The sequence below is a fragment of the Polynucleobacter sp. UB-Siik-W21 genome (genome assembly GCF_018687415.1).
GTDB lineage: Bacteria > Pseudomonadota > Gammaproteobacteria > Burkholderiales > Burkholderiaceae > Polynucleobacter.
Genome location: NZ_CP061289.1, coordinates 197,129 through 212,772, shown reverse-complemented (window position 1 = coordinate 212,772; position 15,644 = coordinate 197,129). Strand labels below are relative to the sequence as shown.

Here is a 15,644-nt window from a genome sequence, read left to right as displayed (position 1 = left end):
AACTCATTTTGTCTAATGCTTATTAAGGCTTTAATTCTATTCCTCTCTCGCGTTGCACTGCCAAGGGTCATAAAATGAGGTATGCATTCTCAATCCGGCCCAATGGGCGAATTCGATCTCATTGAACGTTTTTTTAAAACGGGTAGTGCCTCAAACGCTTCAAATACGACCCTCAGCTTGGGCATTGGGGATGATTGCGCACTCATCAAACCCCTGCCAGGCGAAGAAATTGCTATTACCAGCGATATGTTGGTTGCGGGTAGACATTTTTTTGCCGATGCTGACCCTGAGAAATTAGGCGGCAAAGCCTTAGCAGTCAATCTTTCTGACCTTGCCGCAATGGGTGCTAAGCCACTGGGGTTTACATTGGCCATTGCCTTGCCTGAGGTTGATACAAAATGGCTGGAAGCATTCTCTAAGGGCTTATTTGCGTTCGCAAATCAATTTTCTTGCCCCCTCATCGGTGGCGACACTACTGCTGGCCCCCTCACCATTTCGATTACTGCATTTGGCAGCATTCCCACTGGAAAAGCCATTCGTAGATCAGGGGCAAAGATTGAGGATGAGATTTGGGTTTCAGGAACTGTTGGCGATGCAAGACTCACTCTTGCTGCACTGCGTCATGAAATCACGCTCTCGGAAAGCGACTTAAAAGCAATTGACCATCGCATGCATCAACCCACACCCAGAGTTGGGCTTGGTATGGCACTAAGAGAAGTGGCAAGTGCCGCCTTAGATGTATCGGATGGCTTGCTCGGTGATCTAAAGCACATCCTGAAACAATCACAGCTTGATGCAGAAATTATTTTGGAGCAACTTCCCACATCAGCAACATTGCAAAAACAAAGTAAAGCAATACAAAACCAATTTGCTGCCAGCGGTGGTGATGATTATGAACTTTGCTTTACTGCACCTAGTAGCAAACGTGACGTGATTCTCAATATCAGCAAAGAACTCAAACTTCCCCTCACATGTATTGGCCGCATTACGTGCATGAAAAATAGTAGTACACAGATTCGCATCCAGGGCACTGATGGTAAGTTACTTAGTGATGCGGATACCGCTGCACTACTCCGCTCTTTTGACCACTTTGCAAAATGACTGATCAGAATCCATCAGTTGTGAAGCCTGGTTTCAAGTGGATGCTTCAGAGCCCAAGTCGCACTCTAGCCTTTGGCTTTGGTAGCGGTCTAAGCCGGATAGCGCCTGGCACTGCAGGCACTCTCTGGGCCTGGGCAAGCTTTTTGATTGCCGAGCATTTCCTCACCACAGAACATTTCCTGTGGATCACTGGTGGTGGTATTTTGTTGGGCTGTTGGATCTGTGGCTACGTCAGCGAGGAGTTAGGTAAGAAAGATTTTGGCGGTATTGTTTGGGATGAAATGATGGCTTTTTGGTTAGTGCTGTTATTCATTACACCGACCAGTATTTGGATACAGATCCTTGCGTTCGCTCTCTTTAGATATTTCGATGCTGCTAAACCGGGTCCTATCGGCATGATTGATCGCCACTTTAAAACGCTCGAGAATACCGATACCTCTTCAAACTTCCTGCAACTACTGTGGCGTGGGTTTGGCATCATGGTGGATGATCTTGCGGCAGCTTTCTTCACACTCTTGGTGATTACTCTCTTGCAAGTAGTCAGCACTCAAATGGGTTGGATTTAAATATGCATTCACTCGATACCGTCCAAACCTTGGCAGAAATTTTGCGCTCGAGAAATTGGAAAATGACGGTTGCAGAGTCCTGTACTGGGGGCTTGGTCTGCGCCACTCTCACTGAATTAGCGGGCTCAAGCGAATGGTTTGAGCGGGGCTACATCACATACAGCAACCAAGCCAAAGAAGAATCCTTGGGAGTGCCAGTAGAGCTTATTCAAAGCTTTGGAGCAGTGAGCGAGGAAGTTGCTAAAGCGATGGCTAAAGGCGCTCAGCTGAATGCAGATGTCAATGCCGCCATCTCAATTACCGGTATTGCAGGTCCCAGCGGTGGCTCAGCAGGCAAACCTGTGGGAACAGTATGCTTTGGCTGGTCAATTCAAAATGAAGCTGGTGAAAATAGAGTGCTTACAAAAACGATGCACTTTGCTGGAGACCGCCAAGCGATTCGGGAGCAATCTTGCAATTACGTACTGAGCGAATTGGCTAAGCTACTCGAGAATTAAATTACTTCATCCAGCCTTTGCTATGGAAGTAGCCCAGCGGAATAATCGCTGAAATAATCATCAAACCGATTGCCATTGGATAACCCCAAGTTGCATCCAATTCAGGCATGTGCTTGTAGTTCATACCCCAAATACTCGCCAGCAAAGTAGGTGGCATTAAAGCGACGGAGACCACCGAGAAGATCTTGATAATTTTGGATTGATTCAAATTAATAAAACCGACTGTCGCATCCATCAAGAAGTTGATCTTGTCGAATAGGAATGCTGTATGGTTTTCAAGTGAGTCAATATCACGCAAAATTTGGCGCGCTTCCTCTTGTTGCTCATCCGATAGTAACTTGCTGCGCATTAAGAAAGACAGGGCTCTACGGGTATCCATCACGTTACGACGAATGCGTCCGTTGGTATCCTCTTCCTTTGCAATCGTCTCTAAAACCTCTGCAGCATCGGCATCGTTAATGCTATCAGACAGCACTCGCTTACCTGCTTGCTCAAGGTTTTCATAAACCTCTTCCAAAGCGTCGGCTGAATACTCGGCATCCGTGGAGTAGAGGTCAAGCAAGACATCTTTTGCATTGCTGACTGAGCCGGGGCGCAAACGCGCACGCAAACGGACTAAGCGAAATACTGGTAAATCTTCATCATGAATCGAGAAAAGCACTTGCTTAGTCAGCACAAACGCCACACGCACGTTGCGAGAAGTCTCTTCTTCATCCAATAAAAAATCGGTGCGGATATGGAGATGACCGTCATCCGCTTCAAAATAACGAGCAGAGGCTTCTAAGTCGCCCAAGTCATCTAACTCAGGCAAAAGCACACCAAAAGCCTCTTTAATCCAAACGAGCTCTTCTTCCTCTGGATCAACTACGTCAATCCAGATAGGATTAGCGTATTGCAATAATTCATTGCGATCTTCCACTTGCTCTTGAGAGAGGCGGCCATTTTGCAGGACGAACAAGTTGATCATGGTGAACTCCTAAGGAATGTGCGCTAGTTTATCCTATAGATCATGACTGTTTCACTAAAATAAGCTAAATCCAATGAACCCTCGCTCAAATACCTTTCACCAGCAACTCCAGTCTGCATGGGCTTCCCAAGGCAGCATGCTGTGTGTTGGTTTTGACCCAGACCCCAAGCGCTTACCCCCATCCCTGCAAGGGAAACCTGCGGGGATCTTTGAGTTCTGTCGCGATATCGCTGATGCCACTGCAGATTTGGTCTGTGCCTTCAAGCCTCAGTTTGCCTACTTTGCCTCACAACGCGCTGAAGCCCAACTAGAAAAACTGGTACGTCACCTCAAAGACAAATACCCCCACATCCCTGTCATCCTCGATTCCAAGCGTGGTGATATTGGCAGTACCGCAGACCACTACGCTCTGGAGGCCTTTGAGCGCTATGGTGCGGATGCCGTCACCGTCAATCCCTATATGGGCTTTGACACGATTGAGTCCTATCTAAAACATGCTGGTAAAGGTGTCATTGTCCTGTGTCGCACTTCTAATCCAGGTGGCTCAGATTTACAGTTCTTAAATGTTTCCCCAAATGGGGAGCCTTTGTATCTCCATGTAGCCAAACTTGCAGCCACTCATTGGAATCGCTCGGGTCAAATTGGTCTTGTTGTGGGCGCAACCTTCCCAGAAGAGATCGCAAAGGTACGAGCAATTGTTGGGGAGATACCTTTACTCATCCCCGGCATCGGAGCCCAAGGTGGAGATATTGAAGCCACCGTTAAAGCGGGCAGTATTCCAGGCAAACCTGGAACCGGTATGATCATTAATTCTTCAAGAGCTATTCTGTATGCAAGCTCCGGAAATGATTTTGCGCAGGCTGCACGAAACGTGGCACAGTCCACGCGTGATGCGTTAAGAGCGGCTACTTAGCAGTCTTAGACGAACTCTTGGGCTGAGCTATCGGCGCTAAAGCGACACGCCCCATATTCTCCAAAATAAATTCTTGTCTGGTTGGAAAGTGGATCCTGGCCTTGCGGCAATATTGCTCTTTATCAAAACACTTGGGTGCTGGCAAAGCGGAAGCCAGAGCCGCAGCCTGATCTAGATCTAGTCCTGCTGGCGTAGTTGCGTAATAGTGCTCAGAAGCAGCCCCAATGCCAAAAATGCCTTCACCCCACTCTACTGAATTAAGGTAGATCTCAAACAATCTCTGCTTAGACAGCGTAAGCTCTAAGAGTCCGGTAATGATGAGCTCTTGCCCTTTACGAAAATAATTTTGCTCGGAAGATAGGAATAAATTTTTTGCAAGCTGCTGAGTAATGGTTGACCCACCACGCAGCACAGCTTTAGATTTAGCCCCCGCCTGAGGTTTTTGCTGATTTTGCTGTTGATTTTTTTGCCATGCTTTTTGCATGTCTTCAACACGAACCCCTTTGTGTTGAAAAAAGATGTCGTCTTCGCTAACCAAAACCGCACGTTTGAGATTGTTTGAAATCTTATCGTAAGGCGTCCACTTTGATTGCACGGAACAAGTCCAATGCCAGGAACACAAGCGCCAGCGCTCCGCTCTCTGAAAGGCTGTGCTGCTGGGATCTACACTAATCCATAGGCCGATCTGAACGGCATAATATACCTGCATGGCTACAAAACCTGCCAAGAGACATTTGACTAGGTAAGCAATCCAGCGCATGAGTGAGAAATTAACTGCAAGTAAATTTGATCAACTACGCAATTGAGCGAGCACTGCTCGCGGATCAATTTGTGTTGCTAGATCGGTCCCCCGCCATAACAAGAATGCATCTGCAGCTTGCTCCACCAACATACCAAGGCCATCGCTAATGCGTGCCCCACGCTGTAAAGCTTGCCTCATAAAGGCCGTTGTTTTGCCGTAGACCATGTCGTAAGCAAATGAGCTTGGCGTAAAGATGTTTGCTACAGCAGCAATGCTCAAAGGAGACTCATCTGCTAGTCCTGCAGCAGTTGCATTAATCACCAAGTCAAATGGATAGGGTGTTTTTTCAGAACTCTCTAATTGAGCTAATGTGCGAGCCTCTAAGGCAACCTCTTTCGCAGCAGCTACATTGGCAAATAACTTGATCAATTCATCAGCCTTTATGCTTGAGCGATTAGCAATCACTAAGCATTTAGGTGAATGCTCCAATAAAGGTCCAATCACTCCACGTGCTGCTCCACCAGCACCTAAAAGCAAAATACGCGACTCCTGGACGGCGATACCCTGCGCCAATAGGTCGCGCACCAAGCCAGCGCCATCAGTATTGTCACCATAAATCTTGCCATCCTGAGTCCACAGCGTATTGACTGCACCAGCCAACTGGGCTCGACCAGTTAATTGATCAGCAAAGGCTTGGGCATCTAACTTAAATGGTACGGTGACATTCATACCTTTTCCACCTGCAGAAAAGAATGTTTTAGCGGCTTGAGCAAAACCATCTCGCTCCGGCTGTAAACGGCCATAGTGCATGACTTGTTTAGCTTGCTCTGCAAAGCGCTGGTGAATGGCGGGCGACTGACTATGGCCTATTGGATTGCCCGCTACCGCATAGACATCTAGACCCGGGTGAAGACTTGGGTCGGTATGCAAATCAACGGAAGCGTTTGAACTCATGATGGCTACAGAATAAGCGAATTTGCGATTTTAATAACAAGGGGTGCTGCACTAACGTTTGAGTTCCAGAAGATCATTCCCATCGCGAGTAAAGTCAAAGGTGGAGATCCAATCGAGCACATCAATTTGATTACGCATTTCTGAAGGGAATGGGCCAAATGGGGCTGATGCACGAACAATGGCTAGGGCCTGTCGATCCAATTCAGGATTACCTGAGCTTCGCCCTATTGACACCCCATCTTTACCTTGCGCATTGGTAGTAATTCGGCCTTGAGAATCGATACTCACAACGATAATCAAGCTGCCGTATAGCGGTCGACCATTGGCACGCGGAAAAAATGTACTACCGTAAGCCTCAATCTTTTGGCGCATAGCATCAAAGTAATGGGCAAAAGTCACTGCCCTAGTATTGGCGCCGGTGAGCACCTTGCGGCGAGGCTCACGTCCATCCGCTTGCAACTGCTTCGCCAACTCTGCCTCTAGAGAATTCAGTTGGGGAGCAATCTTTTGATCGTCCCCACTTTTGCGTCCACCAGATTTAGCTCGCTGCTCATCTAACTTGGCCAGCATCTGTTTTTGCTGTTTCTCTAAAACTTCAAGACGCGCCTCTGCTCCCAGTCTGGCTCGATGTAGTGCTGTGGCATCTTGATTTTCAGAATTACCTCCGCCCTGTAGATCTGCCTGGGCCAATTTGTTCGCCTGCTTTGGGGGCGTCTTGTTACTGGCATTCACGAGGACAACACTCAAAGGCGTATTCAGTCGGCGATTTTGAATTTCACCAATACCCCAACGAAACGATAGAAACAGTGCATGAATAATAAGTGATACGCATAGTGCGAGTCGAAAAGGATAGCGTCGCCAGGTATTCTGAAAAAAGATCACGGCTCGATTAAATTTTTCTGAGCGAGGAATCTGAATAGGATTAATCTGGGCTGGCATCTTCTTCTGCATCCTCGGGCAATGCATCGGTCAATTCTTCTACAGTCTTTACTTCTGGCTCTGCTTTGGCTTCAATCTCTAGTACTCTCACGGCGGCACTCAATTGCAACAAGTCGACATCAGCTACCGCGACTTCTGCACGAGTCATGCGGGGGTGACTTGCCAACTCTGGGATAGGTAAGTGTAGAGGTACTAGTTCTACCCTAGACATCCCCTCTTTTAAGTGACGTACATAAACGTTTTTGGAATCTCCATCCTGCGCAATCCAACGCAAGCACCAATACTTTTCTAGGCGATCTTGAAATTCGCCATAAGCTTGATAACAAGATTCAAAGTCTGCAGCGATTCCCATCAGAGTCGCATCTCGTGGTGGAAATGGTGCCATCATCTTCGCAGTCACCCCATGTTTTGCTAAGGCGATTAACTGCCACTGATTGACTAGATCGGAGTAGCGACGTAGCGGTGAGGTGCACCATGCGTAGTAGTCAAGCCCCAAGCCTTCATGAGGCCCCGGGGTAGTTTGCATACGAGTACGCAATGGTCCCCAACCCTTTTGGGTTCGGAACAAACCCGGCAAACCATGATCCGCTAGCAATTGACCAGATGCGCTATTACAAAAGATCATCCACTCTGCAACGATCGTATCGAGAATCGAACCACGCTGACGCGGAATAATTTCTACACGTTGAACTCCATCCACATCTTGAATTTGAAAATGAAAATCTCTTGCCAAAGCATTGGGATCAATCACACCCAACTGTTCAGCACGTAGACCATTGGCAATTCTTTTTTCTTGTCGACCAGCATGCAAGAGTTTTGCGGCACGCCACAAGATAGCTAACTCTTTTCGATAGGGATAACTAAAGCCTTCATCTACCAAACTCTCTTCGCTCACCAAATGCTCCACATCTTCTAGACGAAGATTAGCAGTCATCGGCACCATCTCTGCCCGCATTTGCAGGGTATCTCGGTTTACTATTCCATCCGCATCAAGATCTACATAGATGGATAGCGCGGGTCTAGGAGCACCCGCATCCAGGGAGAATTGCTCAATGACCGAATCAGGCAACATCGTAATTTTGTTGCCCGGAAAATAAACGGTAGACATACGATTGCGAGCCACTTGGTCCAATGGATCATCTTTACTAATCGCCAAACCTGGTGCTGCAATATGAATGCCAATGCGATGACCACCCTCTACAAGTTCTGTTACCGAAAGCGCATCATCAATCTCAGTAGTTCCTGAGTCATCAATCGAGAAAGCATTTACTTCGGCCAAAGGCAGTTCTGCAATCGCCGCATCATAGGCTGCTTGATCAACTCCGATATTGACATGATGAGCGGCACCATTTGGAAAATGCGCCTTTAAAAACATTCCCTGGTGATAGGCCAATGGAGATTCAATTGCAGCACAACGAATCATCAACTGCGCCGGGGATTCACCTGTTTCTGTGCATGCGGCTATGAGGGCCTTATAAGCTGAAGAATTCTTATCTGGGGAGAACAGTAGTTGCTTAGCTGAAGACTTCAAGGTGTCAGGGAATATGCCTGCGACTAAATCTTGTTGCCAAACAGATTGTTGCTCTAACTCTTTTTGCTTGCGCTCCAGTGCAGCCAAGCCTGCTTGCAATTGCTCAAGGGGCGCTCTTTGAAAGCGCCCTCGCCCTTTGCGACGGAAAAATACTGGGGCATCTTGTAAGGCAATCGCTAATGCTACTTGCTGAGGGATCGTTGCTTGCGAGCCAAAATATTCAAGAGAAACATCTACCAGACCAAACTCTTCTTCAGGCGCGCAATCCCAGAGTAATTGCAAGTCAATATCTTTAGATAAAACGAGCGCTTCATCCATCGCAGCTTGTGCCTCAGGCTTTTCAAAGCGCAACCAAACCTCTTTCGCTTTGAGTTTGATCTTCTTGCCAGAAAGACTGGTCGCCTGCCAGGATTCAGAATCGCCTGTTCCTGTTGCAGGCTGTACGGTAGCAATTTTGATATCGCCACCCTCTTCATATAAGAGATTCATGCTTAGAGGGAAATCCCGCCGCTAGCTTCTAATGCAACTCCATTAACGTAACTCGCTTCATCGCTGGCAAGGAATAGATATACGTTGGCCATTTCTTCAGGAGTGCCCAAGCGACCCAGCCAACTGCGACGCTCAATATCTTGCAGAATATTTTCTGGCATGGCTTTAACCATTTCTGTCGCAATAAATCCAGGACAAACTGCATTGACTCGAATGCCTTTAGGACCAAGCTCACGAGCCCAAGTCTTGGTAAAGCCAATCACACCAAACTTTGTCGCTGAATAATTAGTTTGACCAAAGTTCCCATACAAACCGACCACGCTAGAAGCATTCACAATCGCGCCAGTACCAGCTTCCAGCATGTGTGGCACTACCAATTGGGTGCAGTTGAATACGCCCTTGAGGTTGACATCAATCACGGCATCAAATTGCGCCTCAGTCATCTTAATCAAACGTGCATCTTGTGTAATACCAGCGTTATTAATCAAAATATCAATGCGGCCATGTTTTTGGATGACTTGATCAACTACCGCCTGAATGCTGGCACGATCAGTCACATCCATTACATAGGCCTCAGCATGAGGAATTTGGGCTGCAGCACTCTTTACTGCCGCAAGATTAATATCAGCAACGATCACTCTTGCACCCACTTCTGCAAAGCGCTGAGCCGTTGCAAATCCAATCCCTTTTGCTGCGCCTGTAACAATGGCGACCTTATCTTCTAATCGATTGCCCATATTTTGCTTTCAGTATTTATTTATTAGGTTGCGGTAAGTTACATTAAACAGATATGGCTTCTAATATTTTTTGATGCACCCCACCAAAGCCGCCATTACTCATCACTAGAATGTGATCGCCTGGTTTAGCTTCTTTGGCAACTGCATTCACTAATGCACTAAGGTCATCGAAGGCATGGGCTTTACCAGCCTCTTTTGTATTCAGTGAGGCTAGGACTTCTGCCAAATCCCAGCCCAAAGATTCCTTGCCACTAGTGGCTCCATAAGCAAAGACCTTATCAGCCTGCTGCAAGCTATCAGGTAGTTGCGCCTTCATTACACCCAGTTTCATCGTATTCGAGCGTGGCTCCAATACCGCCAAGATGCGGGCCTTACCCACTCGACGACGTAAACCATCAACCGTGGTGGTGATCGCCGTTGGATGATGCGCAAAGTCGTCATACACCGTAATGTCGTTTGCAACACCAATCGTTTCAAGACGACGCTTCACGTTTTTAAATGCCACCAAGGCACGTGCAGAATCTGCTGGTGAAATACCAATGTGATTGGCAGATGCAATTGCAGCAAGCGCGTTGAGTTGGTTGTGTCTGCCCATCACGCCCGAATCAGGAGCCCATTGCACGGTGGCCACCTCTTTGTCTAACTGACGCACAATAAAGCCATCACCCTCTTGTGAAATCAATGACCACTGGTTAGCGGCATCCTGTCCAAAACGCTCTACAGGCGACCAAGCACCGCGGGTGACAACCCGCTCTAGCGCAGGTTCCTCGCCATTGACTACCAATAAGCCATCACTAGGCACTGTGCGCACTAAGTGATGAAACTGAGTTTCGATAGCAACAAGATCCGCAAAAATATCTGCATGATCAAACTCTAAGTTATTTAATAAAGCAGTGCGTGGTCTGTAATGGACAAACTTACTGCGCTTATCGAAAAAGGCAGTGTCATATTCATCGGCCTCTATTACAAAATATTGACTTTCACCCAAGCGTGCAGATACTGTGAAATTCAGTGGCACTCCACCAATTAAATAACCAGGCTTGTAGCCATTAAATTCCAAAATCCAAGTAAGCATGGCTGATGTAGTCGTCTTGCCATGCGTACCGGCTACCGCTAAAACATGTCGGCCATATAAAACTTGTTCCCCTAGCCATTGAGGCCCAGAGATATAGGGCAGCCCTTGATTCAGAATGGCTTCCATTAAGGGATTGCCACGAGAAACGACATTACCAATCACAAATAAATCGGGCATGGTCTCAAACTGCAATAATTGATCTGGCGAGAATCCCTCAATGAGCTCAATACCTTGAGCTTCAAGCTGTGTGCTCATTGGTGGATACACGTTGGCATCACAACCCGTTACACGATGTCCGGCTTGCCGAGCGATTGCGGCAATGCCGCCCATAAAGGTACCGCAAATGCCCAAGATATGAATATGCATTAGCGAATTTTAGCGAAGGAGTTGTAATGAATCGAAGACAGTGGATCATGATTGGCGGAATTAGTCTTCTGGCGCTCCTTGCTGGAATCTTTTCATCTCAGTGGATTTCGCAAACAGGCTTGGCGAGCGACCCATCTATCAAAGCTTTCTTTGGCAACCCTTGGCAAACACCCGATGGTAAATCGGCAAATTCTGAAAATTGGCGAGGAAAAGTACTCGTTGTGAACTTTTGGGCCTCCTGGTGCCCCCCTTGCGTAGAAGAAATGCCTGCTTTAGACAAAATTGCCCAAGAATATGCCACTAAAAATGTATTAATTGTCGGTATCGGTATTGATTCACCCTCTAACATACGCGAATTTCTTGAAAAAACCCCAGTTTCTTATTCCATTGTGATTGGTGGGTTAGAGGGCAGCAATCTCTCCAAACAAATGGGCAATACCCAAGGCGCCCTACCCTTTACAGTCATCATCAATTCAAAAGGTAAGTCTATTTATAGTAAATTAGGGAAGATAAGCGAAGAAGAGCTCAGAAAAGTCATTAATTCAGAGTTATAAAGATTTTTAAAGACTTTTAACCCTAAGAATTCTATTGAAAATTGCTTAAATATTAAGCAATTACACCCATCATTTTTATATTTACTCTGAAAAGCAGTAAAAAATTTGCTTCCTAAAGGCATTTTTGGGCATTTTCAAGACCCTAGAGGGTATACTCGCATCCTTAGCAGGTAATGCATCAAGTTGCTCTACTTACAGATTAGTGGCCTAAAGCCAAATTAAACCATTGACACCTAACTGCCTCTAAAAATAGGGATCTATGTCTAAAAAAGCATCAATTCTGGTTATTCAAGGCCCCAACCTCAATCTATTGGGAACCCGTGAGCCTGAGGTTTATGGGAAAACTACCCTAGAAGATATCCACCAAAAGCTCGGAGATCTCGCAAAAGCCGAGTCTGTCGATTTAAGTACCTACCAAAGTAATCATGAAGGCGAGTTAATTGACCGCATTCAGAAGGCTAAACAAGATGGTGTGGATTTCATCATCATTAATCCTGGTGCATTTACCCATACCAGCGTTGCCTTACGTGACGTTTTAGCTGGTGTAGCCATTCCGTTTACCGAAGTGCATCTATCAAACATTCACCAAAGAGAAGAGTTCCGCAAACACTCTTATCTATCAGATATCGCTACCGGTGTGATTTGTGGTCTTGGAGCTATTGGCTACGAATTAGCCCTGCAAGCTGCGATCGCCCGCATACAAAAATAAGCTAATTAAAGAATTTCAAGAGAGGACTCACTCATATGGATCTAAGAAAACTCAAAACCTTGATCGACTTAGTTTCTGAATCAGGCATTTCCGAATTAGAGGTCAACGAAGGTGAAGACCGTGTTCGCATTGTGAATGCCGGCTCTGCAGTTCCTACTGGACACGTGGTTTATACCAATCCCGCTCCGACACACACGATGCAAGCAGCGCCTGCTGCTGCAGCTGCTGCATCACCCGTTCTAGATGCGCCTGCAGCTGAAGCTGGGTTTATTGCACGCTCACCCATGGTGGGCACTTTCTATCGCGCCCCAAATCCAGAATCGCCTAACTTCGTCAACGTTGGTGACACTGTTAAAGTTGGTCAAACACTGTGCATCATTGAAGCGATGAAATTGCTTAACGAAATCGAATCAGAACAAGCGGGGGTCATTAAAGAAATTCTTTGTGAGAATGGTCAGGGCGTCGAGTTTGATCAGCCCTTATTTGTCATTGCTTAATTTCTCTGCCTTTCTTTCCAATCTTTATTACCTAACTCAGAGCCTACATGTTCGATAAGATTCTGATTGCCAATCGGGGAGAAATTGCTCTCCGTATCCAACGCGCATGCCGCGAGTTGGGAATTAAAACGGTGGTGGTGTATTCCACTGCAGATAAAGAAGCCAAGTATGTGAAGCTTGCTGATGAGGCGGTCTGCATTGGGCCTGCGCCTTCGCCACTAAGTTATCTCAATATGCCTGCGATCATTTCTGCAGCAGAGGTGACTGATGCCGAAGCGATTCACCCTGGATATGGCTTCCTCTCTGAAAATGCCGATTTTGCAGAGCGTGTTGAAAAATCTGGCTTTGCCTTTATTGGTCCCACTGCTGCCTCAATTCGCTTGATGGGCGACAAAGTTTCGGCTAAGCGTGCCATGATTAAAGCCGGTGTACCCTGCGTACCTGGTTCTGAAGGTGCGTTACCAGATGATCCAAAAGAAATTATTGCTACCGCTAAAAAAGTGGGTTACCCAGTCATCATTAAGGCTGCTGGTGGAGGTGGTGGACGCGGTATGCGTGTTGTCCATACTGAAGCTGCGCTAATCAATGCTGTCAATATGACTCGCGAGGAAGCTGGGCGCGCATTCGGTAATCCAGAAGTCTATATGGAGAAGTTTTTAGAAAAACCTCGCCATGTTGAAATTCAAATTCTGGCCGATACCCATGGCAATGCTATTTGGTTGGGTGAACGTGATTGCTCAATGCAACGTCGCCATCAAAAAGTGATTGAAGAAGCACCAGCTCCTGGTATTGATCGTCGCTTGATTGCCAAAATTGGTGAGCGTTGTGCTGAAGCTTGTAGAAAAATTGGCTATCGCGGTGCTGGAACATTTGAGTTCCTCTATGAAAACGGTGAATTTTTCTTTATTGAGATGAATACTCGCGTTCAGGTTGAACATCCAGTCACAGAAATGATCACTGGTGTAGATATCGTTCAAGAACAAATTCGAATTGCCGCTGGTCTCAAATTGGCTTATCGCCAAAAAGATATTGTGTTCCGCGGCCATGCAATTGAATGCCGTCTGAATGCAGAAGACCCATTTAAGTTCACGCCGAGCCCAGGAAAAATTGGTTCATTCCATATGCCTGGCGGTCCTGGTATTCGCGTAGATTCTCATGCCTATAGTGGCTATGTAGTCCCCTCAAATTACGATTCCATGATTGGTAAGTTAATTTCTTACGGCAATACTCGCGAGCAAGCGATTCGCCGCATGCAAATTGCCTTGTCTGAGATGGTGATTGATGGGATTACTACTAATGTTCCGCTTCACCGCGAACTGATGCTTGATCCCAACTTCATGGAAGGTGGCACCAGCATTCACTACTTAGAGCATCGCTTAGAAGAGCAAGCTGCAAGTCGCGGTAAATCCTAATTCACTCCAAATTCATGCGAGCACTCCATGTCTTATCGTGAACTGGTATTCACGGTAGCCGCTGAAACTGCCGAGCCCTTAGGCGATGCCTTACTCGAACTAGGAGCACTCTCTGTCACCGTAGAAGATGATGCCGCAGGGGGGAACGATGAGAACCCTCTTTACGGAGAGCCCGGCCTATCGCCCAAAGTCCAAGCATGGGATAGATCTGCCGTTACCGCTCTTTTTAACCCTGAGATTGATCACTCAGACAGAGCAGAATTCATTCCCGAACTGCTCGCCACTCTAAATGAAGCAGGCTTTGAATTAGCACCGCCCCAAGAAAAAACCGTTGAAGAGCAAGATTGGGTCCGACTGACACAAAGCCAATTTACACCGATCCAAATTGGAAAACGTATCTGGGTTGTACCCTCATGGCATGAAGCTCCAACTGATCCTAACGCAATTTGTTTAGCAGTAGATCCTGGACTTGCCTTCGGAACTGGTAGCCACCCTACAACACACCTGTGCTTACTTTGGCTTGAGGAGCACTCCAATTTAAAGAACCAGAGTTTGCTTGATTATGGTTGTGGATCTGGGATTTTGGCGATTGCAGCCGCAAAACTGGGTTGCAATCCAGTCGTTGGTACGGACATAGATCCCCAATCCATGATTGCAGCGCGCAGTAATGCAGAAATTAACAATACGGTTATTCGCTTTGTTTTACCAACCGAAGACGCACCAGAGCTAGCGGCAGAAACGAAATACGATATCGTGATGGCCAACATCTTGGCCAATCCCTTGCAAGTGCTTGCCCCTGCTCTAGTCAATAAAATGCGTGCCGGCGGACACATCATTTTGTCTGGCGTACTGGCGCGACAAGCGGATGAGGTAATTGCGACCTATAGTCAATGGCTCAAACTTGCCATTTGGAAGGAAAGTGAAGGCTGGGTATGCTTGCATGGAATCCTCGAGCAAGACAAACAAAGTACTAAATCCATTCCCGATGCTGTAGCTCCTTTTGCAGTGCCTAGTCAAAAAAAAAGTCTTCAGCGAATCCTTTTAGTTTGCCTTTTGACTTTGCTCCTCATTTTTGGCGAGCATTTATCTAGGAATTCTCTGCTACCTGTACTAGCACCAAGAGTAGATGGCTCATCAAATTCATTTTCAGTTGGCGCATTTTCGATATTGCAGCAGATTGATGAGAAATTGTGTAGCGCACTGAAGTGCTTTAATCGCCCTGTAAGCGATTTTGCTGCATGGAAAATAACTTCTGCCGCACTAACCCCAGAAAACGCGGGAGAGGGCCTTAAAAACGCCCTAAATCAATCAATATTACAAATTGAAATACAAAATCGACTGGCAATTCCAATTTTGTTGCCAAATTTAGAAATTTCTCTCACTGATGCAGAAGAATCTGAGTTGAAATCAATTCGGTTCAGCCCAAATGAATGGTTACCACTATCTTGGCAAGAATCTCATCCTGATTATTTGAAAATTGGTGCACCTGCTGGAGAAATGATTCAAGCAGAACTGCCGATTGTTCTGCCGCCGAATACTGCTGGGTATCGAGTACGTATTCTTTATCCTGAATAATCTCCTTTTATTCATTTTTT

Annotated in this window: 16 protein-coding genes and 1 pseudogene; 10 read left to right on the top strand and 7 right to left on the bottom strand. The window is 46.5% G+C overall.

Annotated features, from left to right (window positions below; genetic code table 11):
* Window positions 1-81: 81 nt before the first annotated feature.
* From thiL to C2756_RS01135, 3 genes are read left to right on the top strand one after another with little or no spacing between them, the layout of a single operon-like run.
* Complete coding sequence (gene thiL / locus C2756_RS01145; RefSeq protein WP_215319571.1) at window positions 82-1,101, top strand: thiamine-phosphate kinase; 1,020 nt, start codon at window positions 82-84, stop codon at window positions 1,099-1,101.
* The gene (locus tag C2756_RS01140; protein WP_215319570.1) at window positions 1,098-1,667 is read left to right on the top strand and encodes a phosphatidylglycerophosphatase A; all 570 of its coding nucleotides are present in this window, start codon (window positions 1,098-1,100) and stop codon (window positions 1,665-1,667) included. The genes thiL and C2756_RS01140 overlap by 4 nt, the downstream gene beginning before the upstream one ends.
* A gap of 2 nt (window positions 1,668-1,669) precedes the next feature.
* The gene (locus tag C2756_RS01135) at window positions 1,670-2,164 is read left to right on the top strand and encodes a CinA family protein (protein ID WP_215319569.1); all 495 of its coding nucleotides are present in this window, start codon (window positions 1,670-1,672) and stop codon (window positions 2,162-2,164) included.
* Window position 2,165: 1 nt separating this feature from the next.
* Here the strand turns inward: C2756_RS01135 and corA are convergent, their stop codons facing one another.
* Window positions 2,166-3,131 carry a magnesium/cobalt transporter CorA gene (corA, locus tag C2756_RS01130; RefSeq protein WP_215296244.1) on the bottom strand — a complete coding sequence of 322 codons (966 nt, stop codon included), beginning with the start codon at window positions 3,129-3,131 and terminating at the stop codon, window positions 2,166-2,168.
* 73 nt (window positions 3,132-3,204) lie between these two features.
* Here corA and pyrF point away from each other — a divergent pair, with 73 nt between their 5' ends.
* Window positions 3,205-4,044, top strand: a complete 840-nt coding sequence (pyrF, locus tag C2756_RS01125) for an orotidine-5'-phosphate decarboxylase (protein ID WP_215319568.1) — start codon at window positions 3,205-3,207, stop codon at window positions 4,042-4,044.
* Here pyrF and mtgA read toward each other — a convergent pair.
* The 6 genes from mtgA to mpl are packed head-to-tail and all read right to left on the bottom strand — an operon-like array spanning window position 4,037 to window position 10,877.
* Entirely contained in the window at window positions 4,037-4,804 is a 768-nt protein-coding gene (gene mtgA / locus C2756_RS01120; RefSeq protein ID WP_215319567.1) for a monofunctional biosynthetic peptidoglycan transglycosylase, read from the bottom strand. The genes pyrF and mtgA overlap by 8 nt on opposite strands.
* 30 nt (window positions 4,805-4,834) lie before the next feature.
* Entirely contained in the window at window positions 4,835-5,740 is a 906-nt protein-coding gene (gene aroE, locus C2756_RS01115) for a shikimate dehydrogenase (RefSeq protein ID WP_215319566.1), read from the bottom strand.
* 51 nt (window positions 5,741-5,791) lie between these two features.
* Window positions 5,792-6,679: an energy transducer TonB gene (locus tag C2756_RS01110; protein WP_215319565.1), complete on the bottom strand. Its 888-nt coding sequence runs from the start codon at window positions 6,677-6,679 to the stop codon at window positions 5,792-5,794.
* Window positions 6,663-8,699 (bottom strand): ribonuclease catalytic domain-containing protein, encoded by a 2,037-nt coding sequence (locus C2756_RS01105; protein WP_215319564.1) that lies wholly within the window; start codon window positions 8,697-8,699, stop codon window positions 6,663-6,665. The genes C2756_RS01110 and C2756_RS01105 overlap by 17 nt, the downstream gene beginning before the upstream one ends.
* A gap of 2 nt (window positions 8,700-8,701) precedes the next feature.
* Entirely contained in the window at window positions 8,702-9,436 is a 735-nt protein-coding gene (gene fabG / locus C2756_RS01100; protein WP_215319563.1) for a 3-oxoacyl-ACP reductase FabG, read from the bottom strand.
* Between the two features lie 43 nt (window positions 9,437-9,479).
* On the bottom strand, window positions 9,480-10,877 hold the full coding sequence (mpl, locus tag C2756_RS01095; RefSeq protein ID WP_215319562.1) for a UDP-N-acetylmuramate:L-alanyl-gamma-D-glutamyl-meso-diaminopimelate ligase: 1,398 nt from the start codon (window positions 10,875-10,877) through the stop codon (window positions 9,480-9,482).
* Window positions 10,878-10,903: 26 nt separating this feature from the next.
* Here mpl and C2756_RS01090 point away from each other — a divergent pair, with 26 nt between their 5' ends.
* From C2756_RS01090 to C2756_RS11100, 6 genes and pseudogenes are all read left to right on the top strand, one after another.
* Entirely contained in the window at window positions 10,904-11,431 is a 528-nt protein-coding gene (locus C2756_RS01090; protein WP_215319561.1) for a TlpA disulfide reductase family protein, read from the top strand.
* Window positions 11,432-11,690: 259 nt separating this feature from the next.
* On the top strand, window positions 11,691-12,140 hold the full coding sequence (aroQ, locus tag C2756_RS01085; RefSeq protein WP_215319560.1) for a type II 3-dehydroquinate dehydratase: 450 nt from the start codon (window positions 11,691-11,693) through the stop codon (window positions 12,138-12,140).
* A 35-nt stretch (window positions 12,141-12,175) separates the two neighbouring features.
* The gene (gene accB, locus C2756_RS01080; protein ID WP_215319559.1) at window positions 12,176-12,637 is read left to right on the top strand and encodes an acetyl-CoA carboxylase biotin carboxyl carrier protein; all 462 of its coding nucleotides are present in this window, start codon (window positions 12,176-12,178) and stop codon (window positions 12,635-12,637) included.
* 47 nt (window positions 12,638-12,684) lie between these two features.
* Window positions 12,685-14,049: an acetyl-CoA carboxylase biotin carboxylase subunit gene (accC, locus tag C2756_RS01075; protein ID WP_215296233.1), complete on the top strand. Its 1,365-nt coding sequence runs from the start codon at window positions 12,685-12,687 to the stop codon at window positions 14,047-14,049.
* A 27-nt stretch (window positions 14,050-14,076) separates the two neighbouring features.
* Window positions 14,077-14,994: pseudogene (gene prmA, locus C2756_RS11105) on the top strand (50S ribosomal protein L11 methyltransferase); the annotation flags it as partial.
* 60 nt (window positions 14,995-15,054) lie between these two features.
* Window positions 15,055-15,624 carry a DUF3426 domain-containing protein gene (locus tag C2756_RS11100; protein ID WP_251372127.1) on the top strand — a complete coding sequence of 190 codons (570 nt, stop codon included), beginning with the start codon at window positions 15,055-15,057 and terminating at the stop codon, window positions 15,622-15,624.
* The last annotated feature ends 20 nt before the right edge of the window (window positions 15,625-15,644 follow it).